Origin of the sequence: Streptomyces sp. NPDC093600 (assembly GCF_044764755.1) — a bacterium.
GTDB lineage: Bacteria > Actinomycetota > Actinomycetes > Streptomycetales > Streptomycetaceae > Streptomyces.
In genome coordinates this window covers 25,961-47,076 of sequence record NZ_JBIWIU010000008.1, presented here as the reverse complement: position 1 = coordinate 47,076, position 21,116 = coordinate 25,961, and the positions used below count along the sequence as shown (strand labels likewise).

General features: G+C 70.9%; 22 protein-coding genes. 9 read left to right on the top strand and 13 right to left on the bottom strand.

Features of this window, described 5'->3' with window-relative positions; genetic code table 11:
• Window positions 1–4: 4 nt before the first annotated feature.
• A complete protein-coding gene (locus ACIRB4_RS20320) occupies window positions 5–1,543 on the top strand; it encodes a hypothetical protein (RefSeq protein WP_403293046.1) in 1,539 nt (512 codons plus the stop codon).
• A gap of 18 nt (window positions 1,544–1,561) precedes the next feature.
• Here ACIRB4_RS20320 and ACIRB4_RS20315 read toward each other — a convergent pair whose 3' ends face one another.
• The 8 genes from ACIRB4_RS20315 to hemL all read right to left on the bottom strand — a co-directional run bounded on the left by ACIRB4_RS20315 (window position 1,562) and on the right by hemL (window position 9,994).
• On the bottom strand, window positions 1,562–2,092 hold the full coding sequence (locus tag ACIRB4_RS20315; protein ID WP_403293044.1) for an SRPBCC domain-containing protein: 531 nt from the start codon (window positions 2,090–2,092) through the stop codon (window positions 1,562–1,564).
• A 46-nt stretch (window positions 2,093–2,138) separates the two neighbouring features.
• The gene (gene ccsB, locus ACIRB4_RS20310; RefSeq protein ID WP_403293042.1) at window positions 2,139–3,221 is read right to left on the bottom strand and encodes a c-type cytochrome biogenesis protein CcsB; all 1,083 of its coding nucleotides are present in this window, start codon (window positions 3,219–3,221) and stop codon (window positions 2,139–2,141) included.
• Window positions 3,218–5,011: a cytochrome c biogenesis protein ResB gene (locus ACIRB4_RS20305; protein ID WP_403293041.1), complete on the bottom strand. Its 1,794-nt coding sequence runs from the start codon at window positions 5,009–5,011 to the stop codon at window positions 3,218–3,220. The genes ccsB and ACIRB4_RS20305 overlap by 4 nt, the downstream gene beginning before the upstream one ends.
• 7 nt (window positions 5,012–5,018) lie before the next feature.
• Window positions 5,019–5,756 (bottom strand): cytochrome c biogenesis CcdA family protein, encoded by a 738-nt coding sequence (locus tag ACIRB4_RS20300; protein WP_403293040.1) that lies wholly within the window; start codon window positions 5,754–5,756, stop codon window positions 5,019–5,021.
• Window positions 5,757–5,760: 4 nt separating this feature from the next.
• Complete coding sequence (locus tag ACIRB4_RS20295; protein ID WP_403293038.1) at window positions 5,761–6,366, bottom strand: TlpA family protein disulfide reductase; 606 nt, start codon at window positions 6,364–6,366, stop codon at window positions 5,761–5,763.
• Window positions 6,367–6,508: 142 nt separating this feature from the next.
• Window positions 6,509–7,765, bottom strand: a complete 1,257-nt coding sequence (locus ACIRB4_RS20290; protein ID WP_403293498.1) for a hypothetical protein — start codon at window positions 7,763–7,765, stop codon at window positions 6,509–6,511.
• A gap of 235 nt (window positions 7,766–8,000) precedes the next feature.
• On the bottom strand, window positions 8,001–8,690 hold the full coding sequence (locus ACIRB4_RS20285) for a histidine phosphatase family protein (RefSeq protein WP_403293035.1): 690 nt from the start codon (window positions 8,688–8,690) through the stop codon (window positions 8,001–8,003).
• Window positions 8,687–9,994, bottom strand: a complete 1,308-nt coding sequence (gene hemL / locus ACIRB4_RS20280) for a glutamate-1-semialdehyde 2,1-aminomutase (protein WP_403293033.1) — start codon at window positions 9,992–9,994, stop codon at window positions 8,687–8,689. The genes ACIRB4_RS20285 and hemL overlap by 4 nt, the downstream gene beginning before the upstream one ends.
• A gap of 257 nt (window positions 9,995–10,251) precedes the next feature.
• Between hemL and ACIRB4_RS20275 the strand changes: the two genes are divergently transcribed.
• A complete protein-coding gene (locus tag ACIRB4_RS20275) occupies window positions 10,252–10,890 on the top strand; it encodes a hypothetical protein (RefSeq protein ID WP_403293030.1) in 639 nt (212 codons plus the stop codon).
• Window positions 10,891–11,049: 159 nt separating this feature from the next.
• On the top strand, window positions 11,050–11,454 hold the full coding sequence (locus tag ACIRB4_RS20270) for a MerR family transcriptional regulator (RefSeq protein ID WP_403293497.1): 405 nt from the start codon (window positions 11,050–11,052) through the stop codon (window positions 11,452–11,454).
• On the opposite strand, the gene ACIRB4_RS20265 is transcribed toward ACIRB4_RS20270, so the two are convergent.
• Window positions 11,444–12,340 carry an ABC transporter substrate-binding protein gene (locus ACIRB4_RS20265; RefSeq protein WP_403293028.1) on the bottom strand — a complete coding sequence of 299 codons (897 nt, stop codon included), beginning with the start codon at window positions 12,338–12,340 and terminating at the stop codon, window positions 11,444–11,446. The two genes, ACIRB4_RS20270 and ACIRB4_RS20265, sit on opposite strands and share 11 nt — an antisense overlap.
• A 163-nt stretch (window positions 12,341–12,503) precedes the next feature.
• Complete coding sequence (locus ACIRB4_RS20260) at window positions 12,504–12,947, bottom strand: GNAT family N-acetyltransferase (RefSeq protein ID WP_403293026.1); 444 nt, start codon at window positions 12,945–12,947, stop codon at window positions 12,504–12,506.
• A 348-nt stretch (window positions 12,948–13,295) separates the two neighbouring features.
• Between ACIRB4_RS20260 and ACIRB4_RS20255 the strand changes: the two genes are divergently transcribed.
• A complete protein-coding gene (locus ACIRB4_RS20255) occupies window positions 13,296–14,033 on the top strand; it encodes a Mut7-C RNAse domain-containing protein (protein ID WP_403293024.1) in 738 nt (245 codons plus the stop codon).
• Between the two features lie 51 nt (window positions 14,034–14,084).
• Here ACIRB4_RS20255 and ACIRB4_RS20250 read toward each other — a convergent pair whose 3' ends face one another.
• Window positions 14,085–14,645 carry a TetR family transcriptional regulator gene (locus ACIRB4_RS20250; protein WP_403293021.1) on the bottom strand — a complete coding sequence of 187 codons (561 nt, stop codon included), beginning with the start codon at window positions 14,643–14,645 and terminating at the stop codon, window positions 14,085–14,087.
• 122 nt (window positions 14,646–14,767) lie between these two features.
• Here ACIRB4_RS20250 and ACIRB4_RS20245 point away from each other — a divergent pair, with 122 nt between their 5' ends.
• Window positions 14,768–16,174 carry an FAD-dependent monooxygenase gene (locus tag ACIRB4_RS20245; protein WP_403293018.1) on the top strand — a complete coding sequence of 469 codons (1,407 nt, stop codon included), beginning with the start codon at window positions 14,768–14,770 and terminating at the stop codon, window positions 16,172–16,174.
• A gap of 9 nt (window positions 16,175–16,183) precedes the next feature.
• On the opposite strand, the gene ACIRB4_RS20240 is transcribed toward ACIRB4_RS20245, so the two are convergent.
• The gene (locus tag ACIRB4_RS20240) at window positions 16,184–16,666 is read right to left on the bottom strand and encodes a hypothetical protein (protein WP_403293016.1); all 483 of its coding nucleotides are present in this window, start codon (window positions 16,664–16,666) and stop codon (window positions 16,184–16,186) included.
• A 76-nt stretch (window positions 16,667–16,742) separates the two neighbouring features.
• Between ACIRB4_RS20240 and ACIRB4_RS20235 the strand changes: the two genes are divergently transcribed.
• Window positions 16,743–17,078 (top strand): YnfA family protein, encoded by a 336-nt coding sequence (locus ACIRB4_RS20235; RefSeq protein ID WP_403293014.1) that lies wholly within the window; start codon window positions 16,743–16,745, stop codon window positions 17,076–17,078.
• Between the two features lie 64 nt (window positions 17,079–17,142).
• Window positions 17,143–17,907 (top strand): SDR family NAD(P)-dependent oxidoreductase, encoded by a 765-nt coding sequence (locus ACIRB4_RS20230; RefSeq protein ID WP_403293013.1) that lies wholly within the window; start codon window positions 17,143–17,145, stop codon window positions 17,905–17,907.
• A gap of 64 nt (window positions 17,908–17,971) precedes the next feature.
• Here the strand turns inward: ACIRB4_RS20230 and ACIRB4_RS20225 are convergent, their stop codons facing one another.
• Entirely contained in the window at window positions 17,972–19,165 is a 1,194-nt protein-coding gene (locus tag ACIRB4_RS20225) for an RtcB family protein (RefSeq protein ID WP_403293011.1), read from the bottom strand.
• 174 nt (window positions 19,166–19,339) lie between these two features.
• Between ACIRB4_RS20225 and ACIRB4_RS20220 the strand changes: the two genes are divergently transcribed.
• Both ACIRB4_RS20220 and ACIRB4_RS20215 read left to right on the top strand, forming a co-directional pair.
• Window positions 19,340–20,224 carry a DUF3558 domain-containing protein gene (locus tag ACIRB4_RS20220; protein WP_403293009.1) on the top strand — a complete coding sequence of 295 codons (885 nt, stop codon included), beginning with the start codon at window positions 19,340–19,342 and terminating at the stop codon, window positions 20,222–20,224.
• A gap of 116 nt (window positions 20,225–20,340) precedes the next feature.
• A complete protein-coding gene (locus ACIRB4_RS20215; protein ID WP_403293007.1) occupies window positions 20,341–21,066 on the top strand; it encodes a DUF3558 domain-containing protein in 726 nt (241 codons plus the stop codon).
• The last annotated feature ends 50 nt before the right edge of the window (window positions 21,067–21,116 follow it).

Sequence of the window (21,116 nt, the reverse complement as noted above, 5' to 3'; positions counted from 1 at the left end):
GACCATGGTCGACCGGCTGCGCTACCGCCTCTTCTACACCCCCCGCCAGAAGTTCATCACGACCGTGCTGGTCCTGGCCGTCCTCGGCACCCTGATCGGGTACGCCGTGGACCGCGCCACCACCCCGGAGGACCGTTCCTGCGCCCCGGGCGTCGAACGCCCCCTGGGCAGTGACGAATGCGTCGGGGTCAACGGCTCGGGGTACGACTTCGGGGTTCCGTCCCTGACCGAGGTCGCGCGGGCCGTGGGCCGGGAGAACGCGACCCTCAGGGACGGCGAGTACGCGACGGTCGCCCTCCTGCTGCCGCTGACCTCCACCGACGACGGGATGCGGGTCAAGGTCCTGCACGAGGTGCAGGGCGCCTTCGCCCGCCAGTACCGCGCCAACCACGCCTCCAACAACGAGACCCCGAAGATCCGGCTCGTCCTCGCCAACACCGGCAAGGGCAATGCCCACTGGCAGGCCACCGTCGAGCGGCTGAAGAAGATGACAGCCGCCCCCGACCGGCTGCGGGCGGTCTCCGGCGTCGCCACCAGCTCGACCGAGATACGGCGGGCGGTCGCGGCCCTGACCGGCGCCGGGATCGCCGTCGTCGGCACCACCATCACCGCCGACGACATCGCCAACGGCCCCGGCCCGGGCCACAACCGCTTCCCCGGCCTGGCCCGCGTCTCCCCCACCAACGGCGACGAGGCCAAGGCGCTCGCCCACTTCGGCCGGGTGGAGGCGGCCAAGGCGCTGCTCGTCCAGGACACCCGTACCGGCGACCACTACACGGATACGCTCAAGTCCGCGTTCACGGCCTCACTGAAGGGCGCCCCCTACGAGCCGCAGTTGTTCACCTCGCCCGCCGACCCGACGGAGGAGGGCACGACCGCGAACACCTTCCGCCAGATCACCCATCTGATCTGCGACACCCGGGCGGAGACGGTCTTCTTCGCGGGCCGCCACACACAGCTGCGGCAGTTCATCAACGCGCTGGGCGCACGCGGCTGCGCCGAGCGCGCCTTCACGATCCTGACCGGCGACGAGGGCTCGTACCTGGGCGCCGACGACAAGCTGAACAAGGCCGCGCTGAAGGCGAAGCTGACCGTCCGCTACGCCGCCCTGGCCCATCCGGACGCCTGGCGGCCCGCGCCCGGGCGGCCGGTCCCTGCGACGGGCGGTTCGACGGCGGCGTTCGAGACGTTCCTGACGGACATCGCCCGGGCGTCGAAGACCCCGGTGCCCCTCGCCGACGGGCAGGCGATCGTCGCGTACGACGCGATGGCGACGGCGGTCCACGCGATCCGGCAGGCCACCCCACAGGGCAGCCAGTACCCGGAACTGGCGGACGTGGCCACCCAGTGGCCGCAGGTGAAGGGCTCGCTCCGGGTCGAGGGCGCGAGCGGCTGGATCTGCCTGGACAACTTCGGCAACCCGTTCAACAAAGCGATCCCGATCGTGGAACTCGCCCCGGACGGCACCCAGAAGTTCGTCCAGATCGCCTGGCCGGAAGGCCGCGCCCCGACGGACGACTGCCTCCCGCCGAGGAGAGGCTGACCGGCACCGCCTCAGGCGCTACGGCACCCACTTCGGCCAGGGCGCCTCGTCCCGCGCGTACAGCTCCCGCAGGTGCTCCCGGCGCTCGGGCGACCAGGCGGCCCCGTCGACGGGCCGGCCCTCCAGCGCCTCCACCAGCCGTTCGAAGGAGTCGTGCCACGCCGCCAAGCGGTCCAGCTTGAGCTCCCACGTCCCGCGCACCTCGTTGGTGAACCGCAGCACCGTCCCCGCGCCGCCGTCCTCACCGTGCTCCAGATGGAACCGGATCCGCCCGTACGGCGGCTCGACGGTGTACTCCGCCACGAACTCCGGGTCCCACGCCGTCACCCGCCCCGAGACCGCCGTCCCGCCGTCCGGCCACCGCAGGCTCACCCGGCCGCCCAGCCTCGGCTCCAGCGGATCGGCCGCGCAGAGCCACCGCGGCAGGCCCTCCGGCGTGGCGACGGCCGCCCAGACCCGCACCATCGGGTGGGGCAGGGGCATCACGAACCGCAGGAGATGCGTGTCGCCGTCATGGGTCTCGCACCTGCCCCGAGGTATCTCGCTCATACCTCCAGCGTCGCGCCGGGGCCCGGCAGCCGCTAGCCGACGGGGCTCAGACGCCCGCGTAGGAGTGCTTGCTGCTCACGAAGATGTTGACTCCGTAGTAGTTGAAGAGGAAGCAGCCGAAGGCGATGAGCGCGATGTACGCGGCCTTGCGGCCCTTCCACCCGGCCGTCGCGCGCGCGTGCAGGTACGCCGCGTAACCGACCCAGGTGATGAAGGACCAGACCTCCTTGGCGTCCCAGCCCCAGTAGCGGCCCCACGCGTCGCCGGCCCAGATCGCGCCCGCGATGATCGTGAAGGTCCACAGCGGGAAGATCGCCGCGTTGACCCGGTACGAGAACTTGTCCAGGGAGGCCGCCGACGGCAGCCGCTCCATCACGGACCGGGCGAAGCCGCCGGGGTCGCCGCCGGTCGCGAGCTTGTTCTCGTAGGAGTCGCGGAAGAGATAGATCAGGGTGGCGACCGCGCCGAGGTAGAAGACGGCTCCGCAGAAGATCGCGGTGGAGACGTGGATCCACAGCCAGTAGGAGTCGAGCGCCGGAACGAGCTGGTCGCTCTCGGTGTACAGCCAGGTGGTGGCCAGGCCCAGGTCGAGCAGGACGGTCGTCACCAGCGGCAGACCGATCCAGCGGACGTTCTTCCTCGCGACCAGGAAGGCCAGGTACGCGCCGACCGCCACGGTGGAGAAGGTGGTGGAGAACTCGTACATGTTGCCCCAGGGGGCGCGCTGCACGGCGATCGCGCGGGTGACCACGCCCGCGGCCTCGATCAGGAACGCGAGCGTGGTGAGCGAGATGGCGATACGGCCGTAGAGGTCACCCTTCACCGTGCCGCCGGCCGCGCCCGGGCCGTCGGGTACGTCACGGGTCCCGGCGGCGGAGCGGGTGACGACCGTCGGGCGGTCGATGACGGCGGTACCTCCCGCCTGCTTCACCTGGACGGCCGGGGCGGAGGCGGTCGTGCCCGTGGTCCCTGTCAGCGCGGCGGCCGTGCGGCCGACCTTGCTGCGGCTGCCGAACACCCACTCGGCGATATGGGCCAGGAAGGCCAGGGTGTAGACGGCCATCGAGGAGTAGATGAGCGAGTTGCTCAACTGCGCCAGGCTCTCGTTGGTCTCGGCGGCGAGGATCACTTGGTCTCAGACCCTTCTGCTTCTGCTTCGGCAGGATCTTCTGCGGGAACGTCCGGGGTTTCCGGCGCGGACGGCGCGGGCGGCGGAGTCGGCGCGGTCGGCGCCTGTGTGTGCAGCGTGGCCGCGAGGTCGGCCAGCTCCTCGGGCAGCTTGGCGGACTCGCTGCGGCCGAGGCCCGCCATCTCGACGACGGTGACGCCGTCGTCCCCGCGTACGGCCCGGACCCAGACCCGGCGCCGCTGGATGAACAGCGAGCCGGTCAGACCCGCGATGGCCGCGATCGCACCGGCGAGGGCGAAGCCGTTGCCGGGCTGCTGCGAGATCTGGAAGCTCGCCCACTCCTTGATCTCCTTCTCGAAGGTGATCGAGCCGGCGCCGTCGGGCAGCGTCATGGTCTCGCCGGGCAGCAGCCGATTGGCGCTGCCGGTGCCTCCCTCGACCTTGAACTGGGTCATCTTGGAGGTGTTGAGCTGGTACACGTTCTGCGGCAGTCCGGAGTTCACGCGCAGATCGCCGTGGTAGCCGGTGAGCGCCATGACGGGGAAGTCGAGCGCGGGGAACTGCGAGAACATGTCGCCCTTGCCGGCGCCCGCGAAGGTCGGCACGAAGAAGGCCTGGAAGCCCAGCTGCTCCTTCTTGCCGTTCTTGTCGCGGTAGCCGTCCATCACCTTGATCGCGCCGGTGGAGGTGAGGTTGTTGTCGAAGGGCAGCAGCGGGACGGCGCCCCGGTGGACGACCTTGCCGCGGCCGTCCCTGACGGTGACGACGGGCGCGTACCCGTGGGCGATCAGATAGACCTTGGAGCCGCCGACGACCAGCGGCTCGTTGACGCGGATGACCGCCTTCTTGTCCGGGCCGGCGCCCTCCGCGTACGTGACGGCCGCCTCGAAGGTCCGGGGGGTGCCGCGCTGCGGGCCGCTCTGCTCGTACGTACCGGTGAAGCCGTCCAGCTTGAAGCTGAACGGCGCGAGGTCCTCGACGCTGTAGAGGGAGCCGGACCTGAAGTCGTCGTACTGGGTGAGGGTGTTGGAGAACCCGTCTCCCTCGATGATCAGCTTGCCGCCCTCGGACTTGAAGAGCTGGCCGGTCGCGAACGCCACCAGCATCACGATCAGCGCAATGTGGAAGAGGAGGTTTCCGGCCTCGCGCAGATAGCCCTTCTCGGCGGCGACGGCGTCCTTGACGGTGTGCGCACGGAACCGGCGCCCCTTCAGCAGGGCGAGCGCGGCCTCGCGGACCTGCTCGGGCTCGGCCTCGGTGCGCCAGGTCGCGTACGCGGGCAGCCGGTTCAGGCGCTTGGGGGCGCCCGGCGGACGGCCGCGGAGCTGGCCGACGAACTGCCAGGTGCGCGGGACGATGCAGCCGATGAGGGAGACGAACAGCAGGATGTAGATCGCGGAGAACCACACCGAGCCGTAGACATCGAAGAGCTGGAGCTTCTCGTAGATCGGCGTGAGGGTCTCGTGCGCCTCCTTGAAGGTCCGCACCTTCACCTCGTCCGCGCTGGTCTGCGGGATGAGGGAGCCGGGGACGGCGCCGAGGGAGAGCAGGAAGAGCAGGATCAGGGCGACCCGCATGGAGGTCAGCTGCCGCCAGAACCAGCGGATCCAGCCGACGACCGAGAGGGTCGGGCCGCCGATGGCGGACTCTTCCCTGGGGGCGGTGGAGAGCTGGGCCCCGGCCTCGCCGAGGCCGTCCTGCTGCTCTGGCTGCTCGGTCTGCTCGCTCTGCTCAGGCTGCGCGGTCTTCTCTGTCTGCACGGTCTGCTCTGTCGATTCGGTCTTGCTCATGGAACTGTCAGATCCCCACCGTGAAGCCGCTGGACCAGTCCTGCATTTCGGCCACCATGCTGTCCCACGCGCCGGTGAGGAGCAGCAGCCCGGTCACGATCATCATGCCGCCGCCGATCCGCATGACCCACGCGTAGTGCTTCTTGACCCACGCGAACGCGCCGAGGGCCTTGCGGAAGGCGACCGCGGCGAGGATGAAGGGGACGCCGAGCCCGAGACAGTACGCGACGGTCAGCAGGGCTCCGCGGCCGGCGCTGGCCTCCTGCGCGGCGAGCGCCTGGACGGAGGCGAGGGTCGGGCCGATGCACGGGGTCCAGCCGATGCCGAAGAGCGCGCCGAGTAGCGGCGCGCCGACGAGCCCGGCGACCGGCTTCCGGTGGAAGCGGAACTCGCGCTGGGTGAACCAGGGCATCAGGCCGAGGAAGAAGACGCCCATGGCGATCATCAGGATGCCGAGGACGGTGGTGAGCGTCTCGCGGTGCTCCTGGAGCGTCCAGCCGAAGTAGCCGAAGAGGGCGCCGCCGGAGACGAAGACGGCGGAGAAGCCGAGGACGAAGAGCGCGGCCCCGGCGGCCATCCGGCCGCGCCTGGCCTCGGCCAGGTCGGTGCCGGTGACGCCGGTCACGTAGCTGAGGTAGCCGGGGACGAGCGGCAGGACGCAGGGCGAGAAGAAGGAGACCAGGCCGCCGAGCACCGCGATGGGCAGAGCCAGCAGAAGGGCTCCGCTGAAGACCGTCTCGTTCACCGGATCACTTCTCCGCGAGAAGCGGCTCGATCATCGAGCGGAGCTTCTTGTCGTCGAGGGCCATCAGGGAGCGCGCGGCGATCTTTCCGTCCTTGTCGAGGACGATCGTGGTCGGAATGCCCTGCGGGACGAGGGAGCCCTTGGGGAATCCGCTGAGAATGATCTTTCCGGCCGGGTCGTAGAGGCTCGGATAGGGAATGCCGTAGTCGGCCTCGAAGGCGAGCGGCTTGTCCTTCTCGAAGTCCCGCGTGTTGAGCCCGACGAACTCCACGCCCTTGGGCTTGAGGTCCTTGGCGACCTTGGCGAAATGCGGCGCCTCGGCCCGGCACGGGCCGCACCAGGAGCCCCACAGGTTGAGGACGACGACCTTGCCCTTGAAGTCGGCGACGTCGAGCCGCTCGCCTTCCAGGGTCTCGCCGGCGATCTTGTTGGCCGCGACGCGATCGCCCTTGGCGACGGTGGAGATACCGCCCGTGTTGGTCACGAAGTTCGTCCCGCCGCCACCCCCGGACTTGCCGTTGGTGTCCGAGCCGCAGGCCGACAGAGCGAGGGCGGCCGACAGCGTTCCGACGGCGAGCAGGGTGCGTCGTGGGGCACGGCTAAGGCTCATGTGAAAAGTTTCGCATGGACGTTTGGGAGATCTTGGGCACCCCCCTACGTGCCCGTAAAGCCCCTTGTCAAGATCGGCTAAACACGCATTGCCACGCAAACGCGCACGGGGCACCCCTGGGCGCTCAGACGGTCTTGAGCGCTCAGGCGGTCTTGAGGAAATGGCTCCAGCCGCCCGTCGGGGCCTGTCCGACCTCCAGCGTACGGAGCTTGGCGAGGATCTTGGGGTCCTGCACGTCCAGCCAGTCGACGAACTGCCGGAAAGAGACCAGCCTGACGTCCTTCTTGCCCGCCATGCCCTTGAGCGCCTCCTCGACGGCGTCCATGTAGATGCCGCCGTTCCACTGCTCGAAGTGGTTGCCGATGAAGAAGGGCGCGCGATTGGACTCGTACGCGCGGCGGAATCCGGCGAGATAGGCCCCGGCGGCCTGTTCGCGCCAGCCCGGGTAGCGCGAGGGCATGCCCTTGGTGGTGTTCTTCGACTGGTTGGCCAGCATGTTGTAGTCCATGGACAGGACCTCGAAGGAGCGGCCGGGGAACGGCACGGCCTGCAGCGGCAGGTCCCAGACGCCGCCGCGCTTGACCGGCCACGTCTGGCGGCCGCCGGGTGAGCTGGCGTCGTAGCGCCAGCCGAGGCGCCGCGCCGTGGGCAGGAGGTTGTCCTGGCCGAGGAGGCAGGGGGTGCGGCCGCCGACGAGTTCCTTGGTGTAGTCGAAGGGCAGCGGGTCGAGGTCGGTCCAGCCGCTGTTGGTCTTCCACTCGGTGACGAACTTCACCGCCTGGTCGATCTCGCTCTGCCACTGGGCGGGGGTCCAGTTGCCGACGGAGCCGGAGCCGCCGCAGAAGTGGCCGTTGAAGTGGGTGCCGATCTCGTGTCCGTCGAGCCAGGCCTGACGGACGTTCTTGAGCGTGTCCTTGATGTGGTCGTCGGTGAGGTAGCCGATGTCGGAGGCGCCGACGCGGTTGTTCGGCGGGCGGTAGAGGTGCTTCTTCGACTCGGGCAGGAGGTAGATCCCGGAGAGGAAGAAGGTCATCGCGGCGTCGTGGTTCTTCGCGAGTTCGAGGAAGCGCGGGAAGAGTCCGTTGCCGACCTCGCCCGCCCCGTCCCAGGAGAAGATCACGAACTGCGGCGGGGTCTGGCCGGGTTCGAGGGGCACGGGGGCGTCGGGCTGGTGCGGCTGCTTGCCGGTGTCGGCGGTGGAGCCGTCCCCGATCGGCTTGACGTCGTCCGGGGTCGGGGCGGGGGTGCTCGGAGCGCCCGGAACGTCACCGCCCTTGCCGGGCCCGGAACCGCCCTTCGCGGCCTGTTCCTTGGTGCTGCATCCGGTGATCCCCATCACGGCCGCCGCGCCAACTCCCGCGCCCGCTCCCAGAAGTCCCCTTCGGCTGATCCGCCTCAGCTCGCGCATGACATCCCCATTCGCGCTGTTGTCTGACCGAAAGGTCATCCAATCCGACAATGAATGAGATGCCTGGAGGAACACGGAGGTTCCGGGAAATAGCACAAAAATTTCAGGGCGACCAGATGACATACCGTCATCCGATCGCCCTGAGGGTGTACCCATTGAACTGCCGTACGAACGCGCGGACGGGCGCGATTTCCGGGCGGCTGGGCGCCCAGGGGACAAGACGCCGCTAGGCGCCGAAAGCCTTCGACTTCCCCTTCACCGGCTTCGCCCCCGCGAGGAGATGCGGCGGTACGAGATCCCGGGCCGGCTCGCTGTACCCGACCGACACGATCTTGTCGCCGTGGTACGTGAACGAGGTCAGCGAGGCCAGCGTGCACTGCCGGCGCCGCGGGTCGTGCCACAGCTTCCGCTTCTCCACGAAGCTGCGCAGGATCCAGATCGGCAGCTGGTGGCTGACGCAGACCGCCTCGTGGCCGCGGGCCGCGTCCTTCGCCGCGTCCAGCGCGCCCATCATCCGTACGACCTGCTCGATGTACGGCTCGCCCCAGGACGGCTTGAACGGGTTGGTCAGATGCCGCCAGTTGCCGGGCCTGCGCAGCGCGCCGTCGCCGACGCCGAAGGTCTTGCCCTCGAAGACGTTGCCGGCCTCGACGAGCCGGTCGTCCGTGGCCAGATCCAGACCGTGGCTCTTGGCGACCGGCTGCGCCGTCTCCTGGGCCCGCTCCAGCGGCGAGGCGACGACGTACGTGATGTCACGGTCGGCCAGGTGCTCGGCGACCCGGTCGGCCATCCGGCGGCCCAGCTCGGAGAGGTGGTAGCCGGAACGGCGGCCGTAGAGGATCCCGTCGGGGTTGTGGACCTCGCCGTGCCGCACCAGGTGGACGACGGTGACGTCGTCGCTCTTCGCGGTGCTCATGCCGTGGCCTCCGCCGCGGCACGGGCGGCGGCGGGCAGCGCGGCGGCGATCCGCTCGACCGCGCGCTCGTCGTGGGCCGTGGAGACGAACCAGGACTCGAAGGCGGAGGGCGGCAGATAGACGCCGTCGGCCAGCATCGAGTGGAAGAAGGCGTTGAAGCGGAACGCCTCCTGCGTCTTCGCGTCGTCGTAGTTCCGCACCTCGTCCGCCGTGAAGAAGACGGAGAACATGTTGGACGCCGTCTGCAGCCGGTGGGCGACACCCTCCTTGGTGAGCGCGGCGGTCACCAGGCCCTGGATCTCCTTCGACACCGCGTCGACCTTGTCGTACGCCGCCTCGTCGAGCAGCCGCAGCTGCGCGAGCCCGGCGGCGGTCGCGATCGGGTTACCGGAGAGCGTGCCGGCCTGGTAGACCGGACCCGCCGGGGCGAGGTGGCCCATGACGTCGGCGCGGCCGCCGAAGGCCGCGGCCGGGAAGCCACCGCCCATGACCTTGCCGAAGGTCATCAGATCGGGCGCGACGCCGTCGACGCCGTACCAGCCGGCCCGGGAGGTACGGAAACCGGTCATCACCTCGTCGGAGATGTACAGCGCGCCGTTGTCGGAGCACAGCCGCTTCAGCCCGGCGTTGAACCCCTCGGCCGGCGGGACGACGCCCATGTTGCCCGGCGACGCCTCCGTGATCACACAGGCGATCTCGCCCGGGTGCGCGGCGAACGCGGCCCGGACCGCCTCCAGGTCGTTGTACGGCAGGACGATGGTGTCCCCCGCCTGCGCACCGGTCACGCCGGGCGTGTCGGGCAGGCCGAAGGTGGCCACGCCCGAGCCGGCGGCGGCGAGCAGCGCGTCCACGTGCCCGTGGTAGCAGCCGGCGAACTTCACGACCTTCGCCCGGCCGGTGAAGCCGCGGGCGAGCCGGATCGCCGACATCGTCGCCTCGGTGCCGGAGGAGACGAGGCGGACCTGCTCGACCGGCTCGATCCGGGCCACGATCTCCTCGGCGAGCGCGACCTCGCCCTCCCCCGGCGTACCGAAGGAGGTGCCGCGGGCGACGGCGGCCTGGACCGCGGCGATCACCTCGGGGTGGGAGTGGCCGAGGATCATCGGCCCCCACGAGCAGACGAGGTCGACATACTCGCGACCGTCCGCGTCGGTGAGGTACGGGCCGGTACCGGACACCATGAACCGGGGCGTACCGCCCACGGCCCGGAAGGCGCGCACCGGTGAGTTCACGCCGCCGGGCGTCACGAGGGACGCGCGGTCGAAAAGCGTCTGTGAGACTGGGGCTTCGTATGAATACGGCACTGTGGTCCTGACCTGCGAGTAAGACTGCGAGTACGGAGGAACGGCGTGGGCTCCCTGTGCATTACGCCGGGGCGTCGGTCCTCCGGGTCTGCGAAACTGGGGCGTCATAGGGATGGCTCACGGAATCCATGGTGTCAGAGCGTCGGACGTTCTTGCGGACAGGTGTTTCACCGCGAGAGCGTGGGGGAGGTCACTGACACGATGATCGGGTTGCGCGGCGGGGGTCGTGCTGCCTAAAAAAGCAGTCGGGTGGAGATATGCATCGCGGTGGCGGACTGGGCGAGGGGACGGACGACCTGGGTCCGGAGCCTGCCCGGCGGGGGAGGCACCGGCGACGGAGGACGGAAGAACCCACGGGATCCGTAGGCCCGAAGGGTGCCACGGGACCGACGGGGTCCACCGGGCCGACGGGATCCACGGGATCCACGGGCCCCATGTCAGGGAGCGGGAGTAGCCGGTTGGGGGTGACGTACAAGTACTTCGGCGCACCCGACGGCGCCACGGCGGCCCGCGTCCCGATCTCGATGCGCCCGGAGGAGCTGGGCGGCGACGAGCTCGGCATGGGCGGCATGTTCACCAAGATCAAGCCGGAGACCATAGCGGCGATGGTGCTCACCGGCATCCAGGGCATGCCCCTGCACAAGGTGCCCCCGCTGGAACTGGTCGTCCTCCACCCCGACTACGCCGTGGTGAAGCTCCCCATGACCGTGGTCGACCCGCTGCGCGGCATCGGCGAGGAATCGGTCGGCGCGGCGGCCTTCATCTGGTCCACCGTCCCCGACCGCGGCGGTCCCCGCGACGCCTTCAACGTCTACCAGCTGCTGCACGAGTGGCAGGACTTCTCGGTGCGTCTGCACGAGGCGGGGCACCAGCCCTACTGCCTGGTCTGGCCCTGATCACCCGGCCTCGACCGCAGGCGTTTCGCCACACTTCCCCTTCCCATAAGTGCTGAAGTGAGGACAAACGGCACGCGCTGCGCGGAATCGCGCCTCTCCGGCGCCGCCGCGCGAGGAAGGACGGACGACGTGAGCAGTGTGCGCACGGTGGGTGAGCCGATGCAGATCGGGGAGGTGGCCGCACGGACGGAACTGTCCCTGCGGTCCATCCGCCAGTACGAGGACAGCGGCCTGGTGGTCCCGTCCGCCTCCTCCCAGGGCGGATTCCCCCTCTACACCGACGCCGACGTGGACCGGCTCCTTGTCATCCGCCGGATGACACCCCTCGGCTTCACGCTCGACCAGACCCGCGAGCTGCTGACGGCCATGGACCGGCTCGGCGCGGACCGACCCGGCACGGACGGCGAACTCTCCCCCGAGGAGCGGTCCGCGCTGGTCGCACGAGTACGCCGGTACGAACAGGCCGCCACCGAACGGGTCGCCGAACTGCGCGCCCAGCTCGCCCGCGCCGAGGAGTTCGCCGCCTCCCTGCGCTCCCGCCTCGGCGCGGACGTCAGCGGGTGAGACCGTCCCCCGCTGACGCCCGCTCCGCCCGCAGGGCGTCGGCGAGGTCGCGGAAGAAGCGGGCGTACGCCGCCGGGCTGGGCGGGGTCTCCGGGTTCCACGACGCCACCCGCGCGTGGCCCACGGGCGGCAGGTCGGCGGGCCGGACGGCGTTGGCACGGCTGTCGAACAGCACGAGGTCCGGCCCGAGACGTGCCGCGTGCTCCCAGTCGGCCGTGAGCCAGTTCGCGCCCGGGCCGGGCCCGGGGTCGACCAGCCGCACCCCCAGCTCGGCCAGCCGCGCCAGCTCGGGCCACGCGGGCGGCCGGGCCAGATGCACCCGGTCGGAGGCCGCCCCGGAGAGCGCGAGGACGGCGACGCCCCCACCCCCGTCGGCCACGACCGCCCGCACCGCCTCCTCGGCGGACGCCAACTCGCGGGGCCCGGACAAGGGCTCCGGGAGGGCGGCCCCGTCAGCGGGCCGCAACGCCGCGCCCAGCTCACCGAAGCGCCCGATGATCGCCGCCAGATTCGACTCACCCCCCACGGACAGCGCGACCAGCGGCACCCCGATCCGCTCGGCCACGGCCTCCTCCAGCGCGTACGGGCTCTTCCCGGCGTACGTCACATCGACGACCAGATCCGGACGCAGCTCCCGGAGCGCCTCCTCGTCCAGACCCCGGCCGGGCCCGAGATACGGCACACCGGCCGCCTCCAGCCCACCCGCCTTCACCGGGTCGAGCACACCGCCGTCGTGCCCGGAGCCGTACACCGCCACCGGCGTCACCCCCAGATCCCGCAACGCCGCCCCGGCCCGCACATAGGCCACCACCCGCTCCGGCCTCCGCGCGGCCGCCACCGCCGCGCCCCTGTCGTCGACGAACCCCCACGCCCCTGCGTCCGGCATACGGCTGCTCCCTCCCCGGCCGAAAACCTCCCTCTCCTCCCGCAACCTTGAGGCGCTTCACCGACCCGCACAAGAGGGCCTGCCCCCGCCCGTGGCCAGGCCGGACGGTGGCGCGACGGCCCGGCGCGACAGCCCGGTGCGACGGCCCGGCGCCGGGGGACGCTCAGCCGTCCTGGCGCTCCAGCGACTTGGTGAAGTGGAAGGCGACGATGTCCAGGCGTTCGCGGAAGTAGAAACGGTGGGCGTCGGTCCGTTGGGTGCCGGAGTCGAGGTTGAACTCCAGGCAGCCGGCCTCGCGCGCCCGCTCCTCCAGGTACGCCAGGAGCCGGTGCCCGACACCGGTGGAGCGGGCGGTGACCGCGGTCACCAGGTCGTCGACGTAGAGCTTGCGTATGGAGCTGGTGTTATCGATGATCCGCCAGCCGGCGACCCCGACGCAGGTCCCGTCCTCGGCGTAGGCGGCGGTGAAGCGCAGCCCCTGGGCGTGGCCGCGCTCGTACACCTCGCGGAAGAGGCGCGGAGTCAGGTGCGGACGCAGTTCGGTCAGGACGGGCAGCAGTTCGGTCTCCAGGCGCGGGTCACCCGGATCCAGGTCGACGATCTTCATGCCGAGAACGTACCCCTGGGGCACCGGCGGCACCCTTGGGGTTTTCCCTGGGCGGACCCCGGTTCTCCCCGGGGGCCGGCTCGGGGTCGGCCGGGGACGACACCGGGGTCGGGTGGCCCGGATCAAACCCGGCCGGATCGAGGGTTTCCGGGGCTGGCCCGGCTCGGATCGAGGGTTTCCGGGGCTGGCCCGGCTCGGACCGAGGGTTCCGGGGCTGGCCCGGCTCGGCCGCGGCGATCGCACCCGAGGGTTCCCGGGGCTTCGACGGGGTCCTCCGGCATCGACCGCCGGCCCGGACCCGCCGAATTCCCTGGCCGCGCTGCGGGCCCCGATGACATCCTTGTCCCCGTGAACGGACCGGAGATCCAGATCAGCTTCGCCCCCGGCCTGCGGCTCTTCGTCCCGGCGGACCGCCGCTCGGGGCGTACCGCCGTGGTGACCGACGGCGCCTCGACCCTCGGCCATGTCGTGGAGTCGCTGGGCGTTCCGCTCACCGAGGCGGGGCGGCTGCTGGTGGACGGGCGCCCGGTGGACGTCTCCCACATCCCCGCGGCGGGCGAGACGGTCGAGGTGGAGGGCGTCGAGCGCCCCCAGCCTGTTCCGGGCGCCCCGCTCCGGTTCCTGCTGGACGTCCACCTCGGCACACTGGCCCGGCGTCTGCGGCTGCTCGGGGTCGACGCGGCGTACGAGAGCGAGGACATCGGCGACCCGGCCCTGGCCGCGCTGTCCGCGCGGGAACAACGGGTGATGCTCTCCCGGGACCGCGGGCTGCTGCGCCGCCGCGAGCTGTGGGCCGGCGCCTATGTGTACAGCGATCGGCCGGAGGACCAGCTCCGTGACGTGCTCGAGCGGTTCGCGCCCGTCCTGACGCCGTGGACCCGCTGCACCGCGTGCAACGGCGAGCTCACCGACGCCGACAAGGACTCGGTGCGCGAGCGGCTGGAGCATGGCACGGAGAGGACGTACGACGTCTTCGCGCGGTGCACGGCGTGCGAGCGGGTGTACTGGCGGGGCGCCCACCACGCCCGCCTGGAGGCGATCGTCACCGACGCGCTGCGCGAATTCGGCGGCGCGGCGGCCCGCTGAACCGGGGAGCCCCGCGGGGACGCCCCGCGCCCGCCTCCACCTCCGCAAGCCCTACGGCCGCTCGGCCGTGAGGTAGCGCTGCACGGTCGGCGCGAGCCAGGCGATGACGTCCTCGCGCGACATCTCGACCGCCGGCGGCAGCCGCAGCACATAGCGGGCCAGCGCCATGCCGAGGATCTGGGAGGCGGCGAGCGCGGCGCGCCGGGGCGCCTCGGCGGGATGGGGACAGACGCCTCTCGCCACGGGGCCGATCTGCTCGGCGAAGATCGCGTGCATCCGCTCGGCACCGGCGGCGTTGGTGACGCCCACCCGCAGCAGCGCGGTGAGGACGTCGTCGCGGTCCCACCGGTCGAGGAAGTGCGTGACCAGGACGGCCCCGATGTGCCGGTCGGGCAGGGCGCCGAGGTCGGGGAGGCGTAGATCGATCTCGGACGCGGCCGCGAACAGCCCCTCCTTGTTGCCGTAGTAGCGCATCACCATCGACGGATCGATTCCGGCGTCGCGGGCGATGGCCCGGATGGTGGCGCGCTCGTAACCGTCGGCGGCGAAGCGCTCCCGGGCGGCTTCGAGGATGGCGGCACGCGTGGAGTCGGAGCGGCGGACTGTCGTCATGCCCACAAGTGTAGGCCAACAGGCGTTGACACCCGAGGGAGCGGGATCTAGAGTTGCCAACAAGCGTTGACCAACAGTCGTTGGCCAACGACCGTGGGCACCATCGAGCACGGGAGGCAGCCATGAACCACCCCCTCGACACGGACGTTCTCGTCGTCGGCGCGGGCCCCACCGGACTCCTGCTCGCCGGCGACCTCGCCGCCGCGGGTCAGCGCGTCACCCTGGTGGAGCGCCGCCCGCACGGCATCAGCAACATGACCCGCGCCTTCGGCGTGCACGCCCGCACCCTGGAGCAGCTGGACGCCCGCGGCCTCGCCGACGAACTGATCGCCACGGGCAACCCGATCACGAGCCTGCGGCTCTTCCGCCGCCTCTCCCTCGACCTCGGCCGGCTCCCCTCCCGCTTCCCGTACCTCCTCATCACCCCGCAGTACGAGGTCGAGAAGCTCCTGGAGCGCCGCGCGAGGTCCATAGGTGTGGAGTTCCGTCACAGCACCGAGCTGCGGGCGCTCGACCAGGACACCGACACGGTGACCGCCCACCTCACCGGACCCGACGGAACCCCGCTCACCCTCCGCGCCCGCTACCTCGTCGGCACCGACGGCATACGGAGCGCGGTGCGGACAGCCCTCGGACTGCCCTTCCCCGGCGTCTCGGTGATCCGCTCGATGGTCCTCGCCGACGTCCGCCTCGCCAAGGAACCCGACGAGCTCCTCACCGTCAACGGCGTCGGGGACGCCTTCGCCTTCATCGCCCCCTTCGGCGACGGCTGGTACCGCGTGATGGGCTGGAACCGCACCCGCCACGTCGCCGACGACGAGCCCGTCGACCTCGACGAGGTACGCGACATCGCCCGCCGCGCCCTCGGCAGCGACTACGGCATGCACGACGCCCGCTGGATCTCCCGCTTCCACAGCGACGAACGACAGGCACCCGCCTACCGCTCCGGTCGCGTCTTCCTCGCCGGCGACGCCGCCCACGTCCACTCCCCCGCCGGAGGACAAGGCATGAACACCGGCCTCCAGGACGCCGCCAACCTCTCCTGGAAGCTCGCGGCCGTCCTGCGCGGCGACGCCCCCGACCCCGAGGCGCTCCTCGACAGCTACCAGTCGGAACGACACCCGGTCGGCGCGGCGGTGCTCCGCAGCAGCGGAGCCCTCATCCGCCTCGCCATGGCCCGCCGCCCCCTTCCGCGAGCCGCCCGCGCCCTCGCCGCCCACCTCCTGAACACCCTCCGCCCCGCCTCCAGCAAGGCCACGGGAATGATCAGCGGAATCGGCATCGCCTACGGCCGGGACGGCAGGCGCGTCCCCGACCTGCGGCTGCGCGAGGGCAGGCTCTACGAACTGCTCCGCGACGGCGAGTTCGTCCTGATCGCCCCCGAGGGCAGCCGGCCGGCCCTCCCGCCGACCGCCCCCGCCTCCGCGGCGCGCCTCATACGCGCGACCTGGACCGACCCGGCCCGCCGCACGGCACTGCTGGTCCGCCCCGACGGCTACGCCGCGTGGACCGGCAGCGCCGCCCGCTGAGAGCCGCCCTCAGAAGACGTACGGATCACCCGTGGCCAGGACCAGCACGGAGTGCCGGTCGTTCTTCGGGTTCCGGTCGGTGGAGCCGTCCCTCCAGACGGTGTCGACCGTGACGGTCATCTCGTCCGGGGAGCCCACCGTCCGCAGATCGAGCGCCAGCTCACCGGGCGCCCCCGCGGCCCGCAGCTCACCCGTCCGGCACACGACGACCCGGTCGCCGCCCCACAGACACGAGGTCGGCAGCTCCTGACCGGCGGCCAGCGGCTCGGAGAAGGCGAGCCGCACGGTCGCCTGGGACACATGCGAAGGCCCGTGATTCTCACTCACCACCCGGACATCGAGCCGCCCCTCCCACAGAGAGACATGACCATGGTGGGCCAGATCCGCCTCGGGCAGGACCTCCCGACCCACCGCACGGGCGGTCCCGCCCGCCTCGATCACCACCGCGGCCACCAGGGCCGCACCGAGCAGAGCCTTGCGCATCGCACTCATGCCCTGAAGATACCCATTGCTCCCCATATCTTCTGACTACCCATCAGTCAGCGTGTCCCCGTGGCAGTCTGATCGCATGCTGATCGCCCGCTCCGCCGCCCTGTTCGCCCTCGCCGCCCTCTTCGAGATCGGCGGCGCCTGGCTCGTCTGGCAAGGCGTCCGCGAACACCGCGGCTGGATCTGGATCGGCGCCGGCGTCCTCGCCCTCGGCGCCTACGGCTTCGTGGCAACCCTCCAGCCCGACGCCGAGTTCGGCCGGATCCTCGCCGCCTACGGCGGAGTCTTCGTCGCCGGCTCGATCGCCTGGGGCATGATCGCCGACGGCTACCGCCCCGACCGCTGGGACGTGACCGGAGCACTCATCTGCCTCGCCGGCATGGCGGTGATCATGTACGCCCCCCGCGCCCGCTGACAGCACCGACACCTATCCTGACCACGCGATCCACGTCATCGAACCCACGCGCGAGGAGCACGCCATGACTGCCGCCGGTACCCCCATCGCCGTCGTCACCGGAGCGAGCAGCGGAATCGGCGCGGCCACGGCCAGACAACTCGCCGCCGCCGGATACCGCGTGGTCCTCACCGCCCGCCGCAAGGACCGGATCGAAGCCCTCGCCGCCGAGATCAATGACGCGGGCCACCAGGCGACCGCCTACGCCCTCGACGTCACCGACCGCGAGGCCGTCCGCACCTTCGCGACCGCCTTCCGCACGATCGCCGTCCTGGTCAACAATGCGGGCGGCGCGCTCGGCGCCGACCCCGTCGCCACCGGCGACCCCGACGACTGGCGCCAGATGTACGAGGTCAACGTCATCGGCACCCTCAACGTCACCCAGGCCCTGCTCCCCGCCCTCACCGCGAGCGGCGACGGCACGGTCGTCATCGTCTCCTCCACCGCCGGCCACTCCACCTACGAGGGCGGCGCCGGCTACGTCGCCGCCAAGAACGGCGCCCGCGTCCTCGCCGAGACCCTCCGCCTGGAGATCGTCGGCACCCCGGTCCGCGTCATCGAGATCGCCCCCGGCATGGTGAAGACCGACGAGTTCGCGACCACCCGCTTCCGCGGCGACACCGACAAGGCCGCCAAGGTCTACGAAGGCGTCGCCGAACCCCTCACCGCCGACGACGTCGCCGACACCATCACCTGGGCCTGCACCCGCCCCCCGCACGTCAACATCGACCTCCTGGTCGTCCGCCCCCGCGCCCAGGCCTCCAACACCAAGGTCCACCGCGAGCTGTGACGGCGATCGCCGAGAAGGGGCCGGCGCACCGCACCGGCCCCTTCTCGGCGAATCCCGCGTGCCGTCAGCCCTTCACGCAGATGACCTGCTTGAGCTTGGCGACGACCTCGACCAGATCCCGCTGCTGCTCGATGACCTTCTCGATCGGCTTGTAGGCCCCCGGGATCTCATCCACGACACCGGAGTCCTTACGGCACTCCACACCCCGCGTCTGCTCCTCCAGGTCCCGCGTCGAGAAACGTCGCTTCGCCGCACTCCGGCTCATCTTCCGCCCCGCGCCGTGCGACGCCGAGTTGAAGGACGCCTCGTTGCCGAGCCCCTTCACGATGTACGAACCGGTGCCCATGGAGCCCGGGATGATCCCGAACTCCCCTGAGCCGGCCCGGATCGCGCCCTTACGGGTGACCAGCAGGTCCATCCCCTCGTACCGCTCCTCCGCCACGTAGTTGTGGTGGCAGGAGATGACCGGATCGAAGGACACCTTCGCCTTGCGGAACTCCCTGCGGACGACCTCCTGGAAGAGCGCCATCATGATCGCGCGGTTGTACTTCGCGTACTCCTGCGCCCAGAAGAGATCGTTCCGGTAGGCCGCCATCTGCGGCGTGTCCGAGACGAAGACGGCGAGGTCACGGTCGATCAGGCCCTGATTGTGGGGCAGCTTCTGCGCCTCGCCGATGTGGTACTCGGCGAGCTCCTTGCCGATGTTCCGCGACCCGGAGTGCAGCATCAGCCACACCGAATCGGACGTATCTACACAAACTTCCGCAAAGTGGTTTCCGGATCCGAGGGTGCCCATCTGCAGAACGGCCCGCTCACGCCGGAACTTCACCGCGTCCGCGATCCCGTCGAACCGCGCCCAGAAGTCGTCCCACCCCGCCGTCGGGAACTGAAACAGCCGCTTCGGATCCACCTCGTCCCTGTGCATCCCCCGCCCCACCGGAATCGCCTGCTCGATCTTCGACCGCAGCCGCGACAGATCACCCGGCAGGTCGTTCGCCGTCAGCGACGTCTTCACCGCCGACATCCCGCAGCCGATGTCCACACCGACCGCCGCCGGACAGACCGCCCCGTGCATCGCGATCACGGAGCCGACCGTCGCGCCCTTGCCGTAGTGCACGTCCGGCATCACGGCGAGGCCCTTGATCCACGGCAGCGTGGCCACGTTCTGGAGCTGCTGCATGGCGCCGCCCTCCACCGTGGAAGGGTCGGCCCACATCCGGATCGGCACCTTGGCGCCCGGTACCTCTACGTACGACATACTTCCTCGATTCCCCCGAAAAGCCTGATAACGCAAAAACCGGCACCAAGGCCCGTATAGGTGACGACGGACCGGCATCGACGGCAGCGCGTGCGATACACATTGTGTCCATCGGCCGACATCCGGCGGCAAACAGTTTTCGGGGGAGGTCCCCGGAGAAGGGAGCCTGGGAGCGTGCAGCGACAGGCGTACGGAGCCGGCCGCGCCGGCCGCACACGGTCCGCGGCGCTCACCGCCGCCGCCCTTGTCCTCGGGGTCGGGGCGGGACTCACCGGCTGCTCCGCGACCACCGGCGGCGACGGCGAGGCCACGGTCGACTCGAAGGCGGGCCCCGTCACCGCCGTCGCACCCCCCGGCCGCTACCGCACCCTCTTCGAGCCCTGCCGCGCCGTCCCGCCGGCCACGCTCAAGGAGCTGCTGCCCGGCGCCGCGGCGCTGCCCGACCCGGAGCGCGACAGGGCGTACCGCGGCACGGCGACCGTCACGTACGACACCGACCGCCGTGTGGGCTGCACCTGGAAGGCCGACACCCCCGAGGCCTCGCACCGGCTGGTCATCGACATCGAGCGCGTGGTGTCGTACGACCCCGCGACGAGTGACGACGCCCGCGCGAAGGAGGTGTTCGACCGCAAGCAGGCCGCGGCGGACCTTCCCCAGCCCCCGCAGACCGCGCCGGGGACGGCGAGCCCGACCACCGGTACCGGCACCCCAGGCACGGAGACCAGCCCCCCGAGCACGGGCACCGGCACCCCCACCCCCGCCACCGGAACGGCGAACCCTTCCGCGCCCACCGCCCCCAGCCCCGGATCGACCACCGGTCTGGAGCCCCGCCTCCTGGAGGGTCTCGGCGAGGTCGCCTTCCTCGACGACGCCCTCACGACGGCCGGATCCAGCGGCGGCCACCGCACCGTGAGCGTGGTGTTCCGCACATCCAACGTCATCGTGACGGTCGAATACCTGGAGCAGACGACCGGTTCCGCCGGGGCCCCCGACAGCCGGGAGCTGCAGGAAAAGGCCCGGAATCTGGCCGGTCTGCTCGCCGAGCGGCTGGAGGAGTAGCCGCCCGGACCCGCTCCGTGAGCGGACGTCGACCACGTAACGTGTCGGCGTACCGTGGCCGCCGGGCCGGACCGTACGACACGCGGCCGGCCGCACGACAAGCGACTGAAGGAACCATGCACCGATCAGCCCCGCGACTCACCCGCATTCTCGCCTGCGCAGCCGTCCCGGTGATGCTCGTCGTCGCCGGGTGCTCCTCGGACTCCGACGGCGGTTCCGGTTCGGCCAAGGGCAAGGGCTCGGCGTCCTCCGCCACCCCGCAGCCCACGCAGTCGACGAAGACGGTCGAGCCGGCGAAGTACGCGAAGCTGCCCGACTTCTGCAAGTCGATCTCGTCGAAGACGACCGCCGACCTGGTGCCCAAGGCGAAGACGAAGAACGGTACGGCCGCCACCTCCACCGATCTCACCAGCCGCGGCGGCTGCTCGTGGAACGGCCTGGACGACAAGGGTGTGAAGGGCTCGCAGTACCGCTGGCTCGACATCTCCCTCTACCGCTATGACTCCGATGTCGCGCTCGGCAGCGGCCAGGAGCGCGCGCGGCAGAGCCTCGGCAAGGAGCTGGCCAAGCTGCAGGCCACCGAGGGCGCGAAGAAGCTGAGCACGACCGACGCCGAGGGGATCGGCGACGAGGCGAAGGCCGTCGCCTACGAGCTGCGCAAGACGGGCGAGGACTTCCGGTACGCGTCGATCGTGGCGCGTACGGGCAACGTCGTCGTGCTGCTCTCGTACAACGGCGCCGGGTACCACGGGGCGTCCACCCCGAGCGCCAAGACGATCATGGATGGTGCGGTGAAGGCCACGAAGGAGGCCGTGGCGGCGGTCGCGGCGGCCAACAAGTAGTCGTCGACTCACCCTGAACACCCGCAAATACGCAGGTTTTCGCGGAGCCC

Bases quoted from the DNA above. Each gene is read 5' to 3' on its own strand.
- ACIRB4_RS20320 (WP_403293046.1), top strand. From the start codon at position 5: ATGGTCGACCGGCTGCGCTACCGCCTCTTCTACACCCCCCGCCAGAAG.
- ACIRB4_RS20315 (WP_403293044.1), bottom strand. From the start codon at position 2,092: ATGAGCGAGATACCTCGGGGCAGGTGCGAGACCCATGACGGCGACACG.
- ACIRB4_RS20305 (WP_403293041.1), bottom strand. From the start codon at position 5,011: ATGAGCAAGACCGAATCGACAGAGCAGACCGTGCAGACAGAGAAGACC.
- ACIRB4_RS20295 (WP_403293038.1), bottom strand. From the start codon at position 6,366: ATGAGCCTTAGCCGTGCCCCACGACGCACCCTGCTCGCCGTCGGAACG.
- ACIRB4_RS20285 (WP_403293035.1), bottom strand. From the start codon at position 8,690: ATGAGCACCGCGAAGAGCGACGACGTCACCGTCGTCCACCTGGTGCGG.
- ACIRB4_RS20275 (WP_403293030.1), top strand. From the start codon at position 10,252: ATGCATCGCGGTGGCGGACTGGGCGAGGGGACGGACGACCTGGGTCCG.
- ACIRB4_RS20270 (WP_403293497.1), top strand. From the start codon at position 11,050: ATGCAGATCGGGGAGGTGGCCGCACGGACGGAACTGTCCCTGCGGTCC.
- ACIRB4_RS20265 (WP_403293028.1), bottom strand. From the start codon at position 12,340: ATGCCGGACGCAGGGGCGTGGGGGTTCGTCGACGACAGGGGCGCGGCG.
- ACIRB4_RS20260 (WP_403293026.1), bottom strand. From the start codon at position 12,947: ATGAAGATCGTCGACCTGGATCCGGGTGACCCGCGCCTGGAGACCGAA.
- ACIRB4_RS20250 (WP_403293021.1), bottom strand. From the start codon at position 14,645: ATGACGACAGTCCGCCGCTCCGACTCCACGCGTGCCGCCATCCTCGAA.
- ACIRB4_RS20245 (WP_403293018.1), top strand. From the start codon at position 14,768: ATGAACCACCCCCTCGACACGGACGTTCTCGTCGTCGGCGCGGGCCCC.
- ACIRB4_RS20240 (WP_403293016.1), bottom strand. From the start codon at position 16,666: ATGAGTGCGATGCGCAAGGCTCTGCTCGGTGCGGCCCTGGTGGCCGCG.
- ACIRB4_RS20235 (WP_403293014.1), top strand. From the start codon at position 16,743: ATGCTGATCGCCCGCTCCGCCGCCCTGTTCGCCCTCGCCGCCCTCTTC.
- ACIRB4_RS20230 (WP_403293013.1), top strand. From the start codon at position 17,143: ATGACTGCCGCCGGTACCCCCATCGCCGTCGTCACCGGAGCGAGCAGC.
- ACIRB4_RS20225 (WP_403293011.1), bottom strand. From the start codon at position 19,165: ATGTCGTACGTAGAGGTACCGGGCGCCAAGGTGCCGATCCGGATGTGG.
- ACIRB4_RS20215 (WP_403293007.1), top strand. From the start codon at position 20,341: ATGCACCGATCAGCCCCGCGACTCACCCGCATTCTCGCCTGCGCAGCC.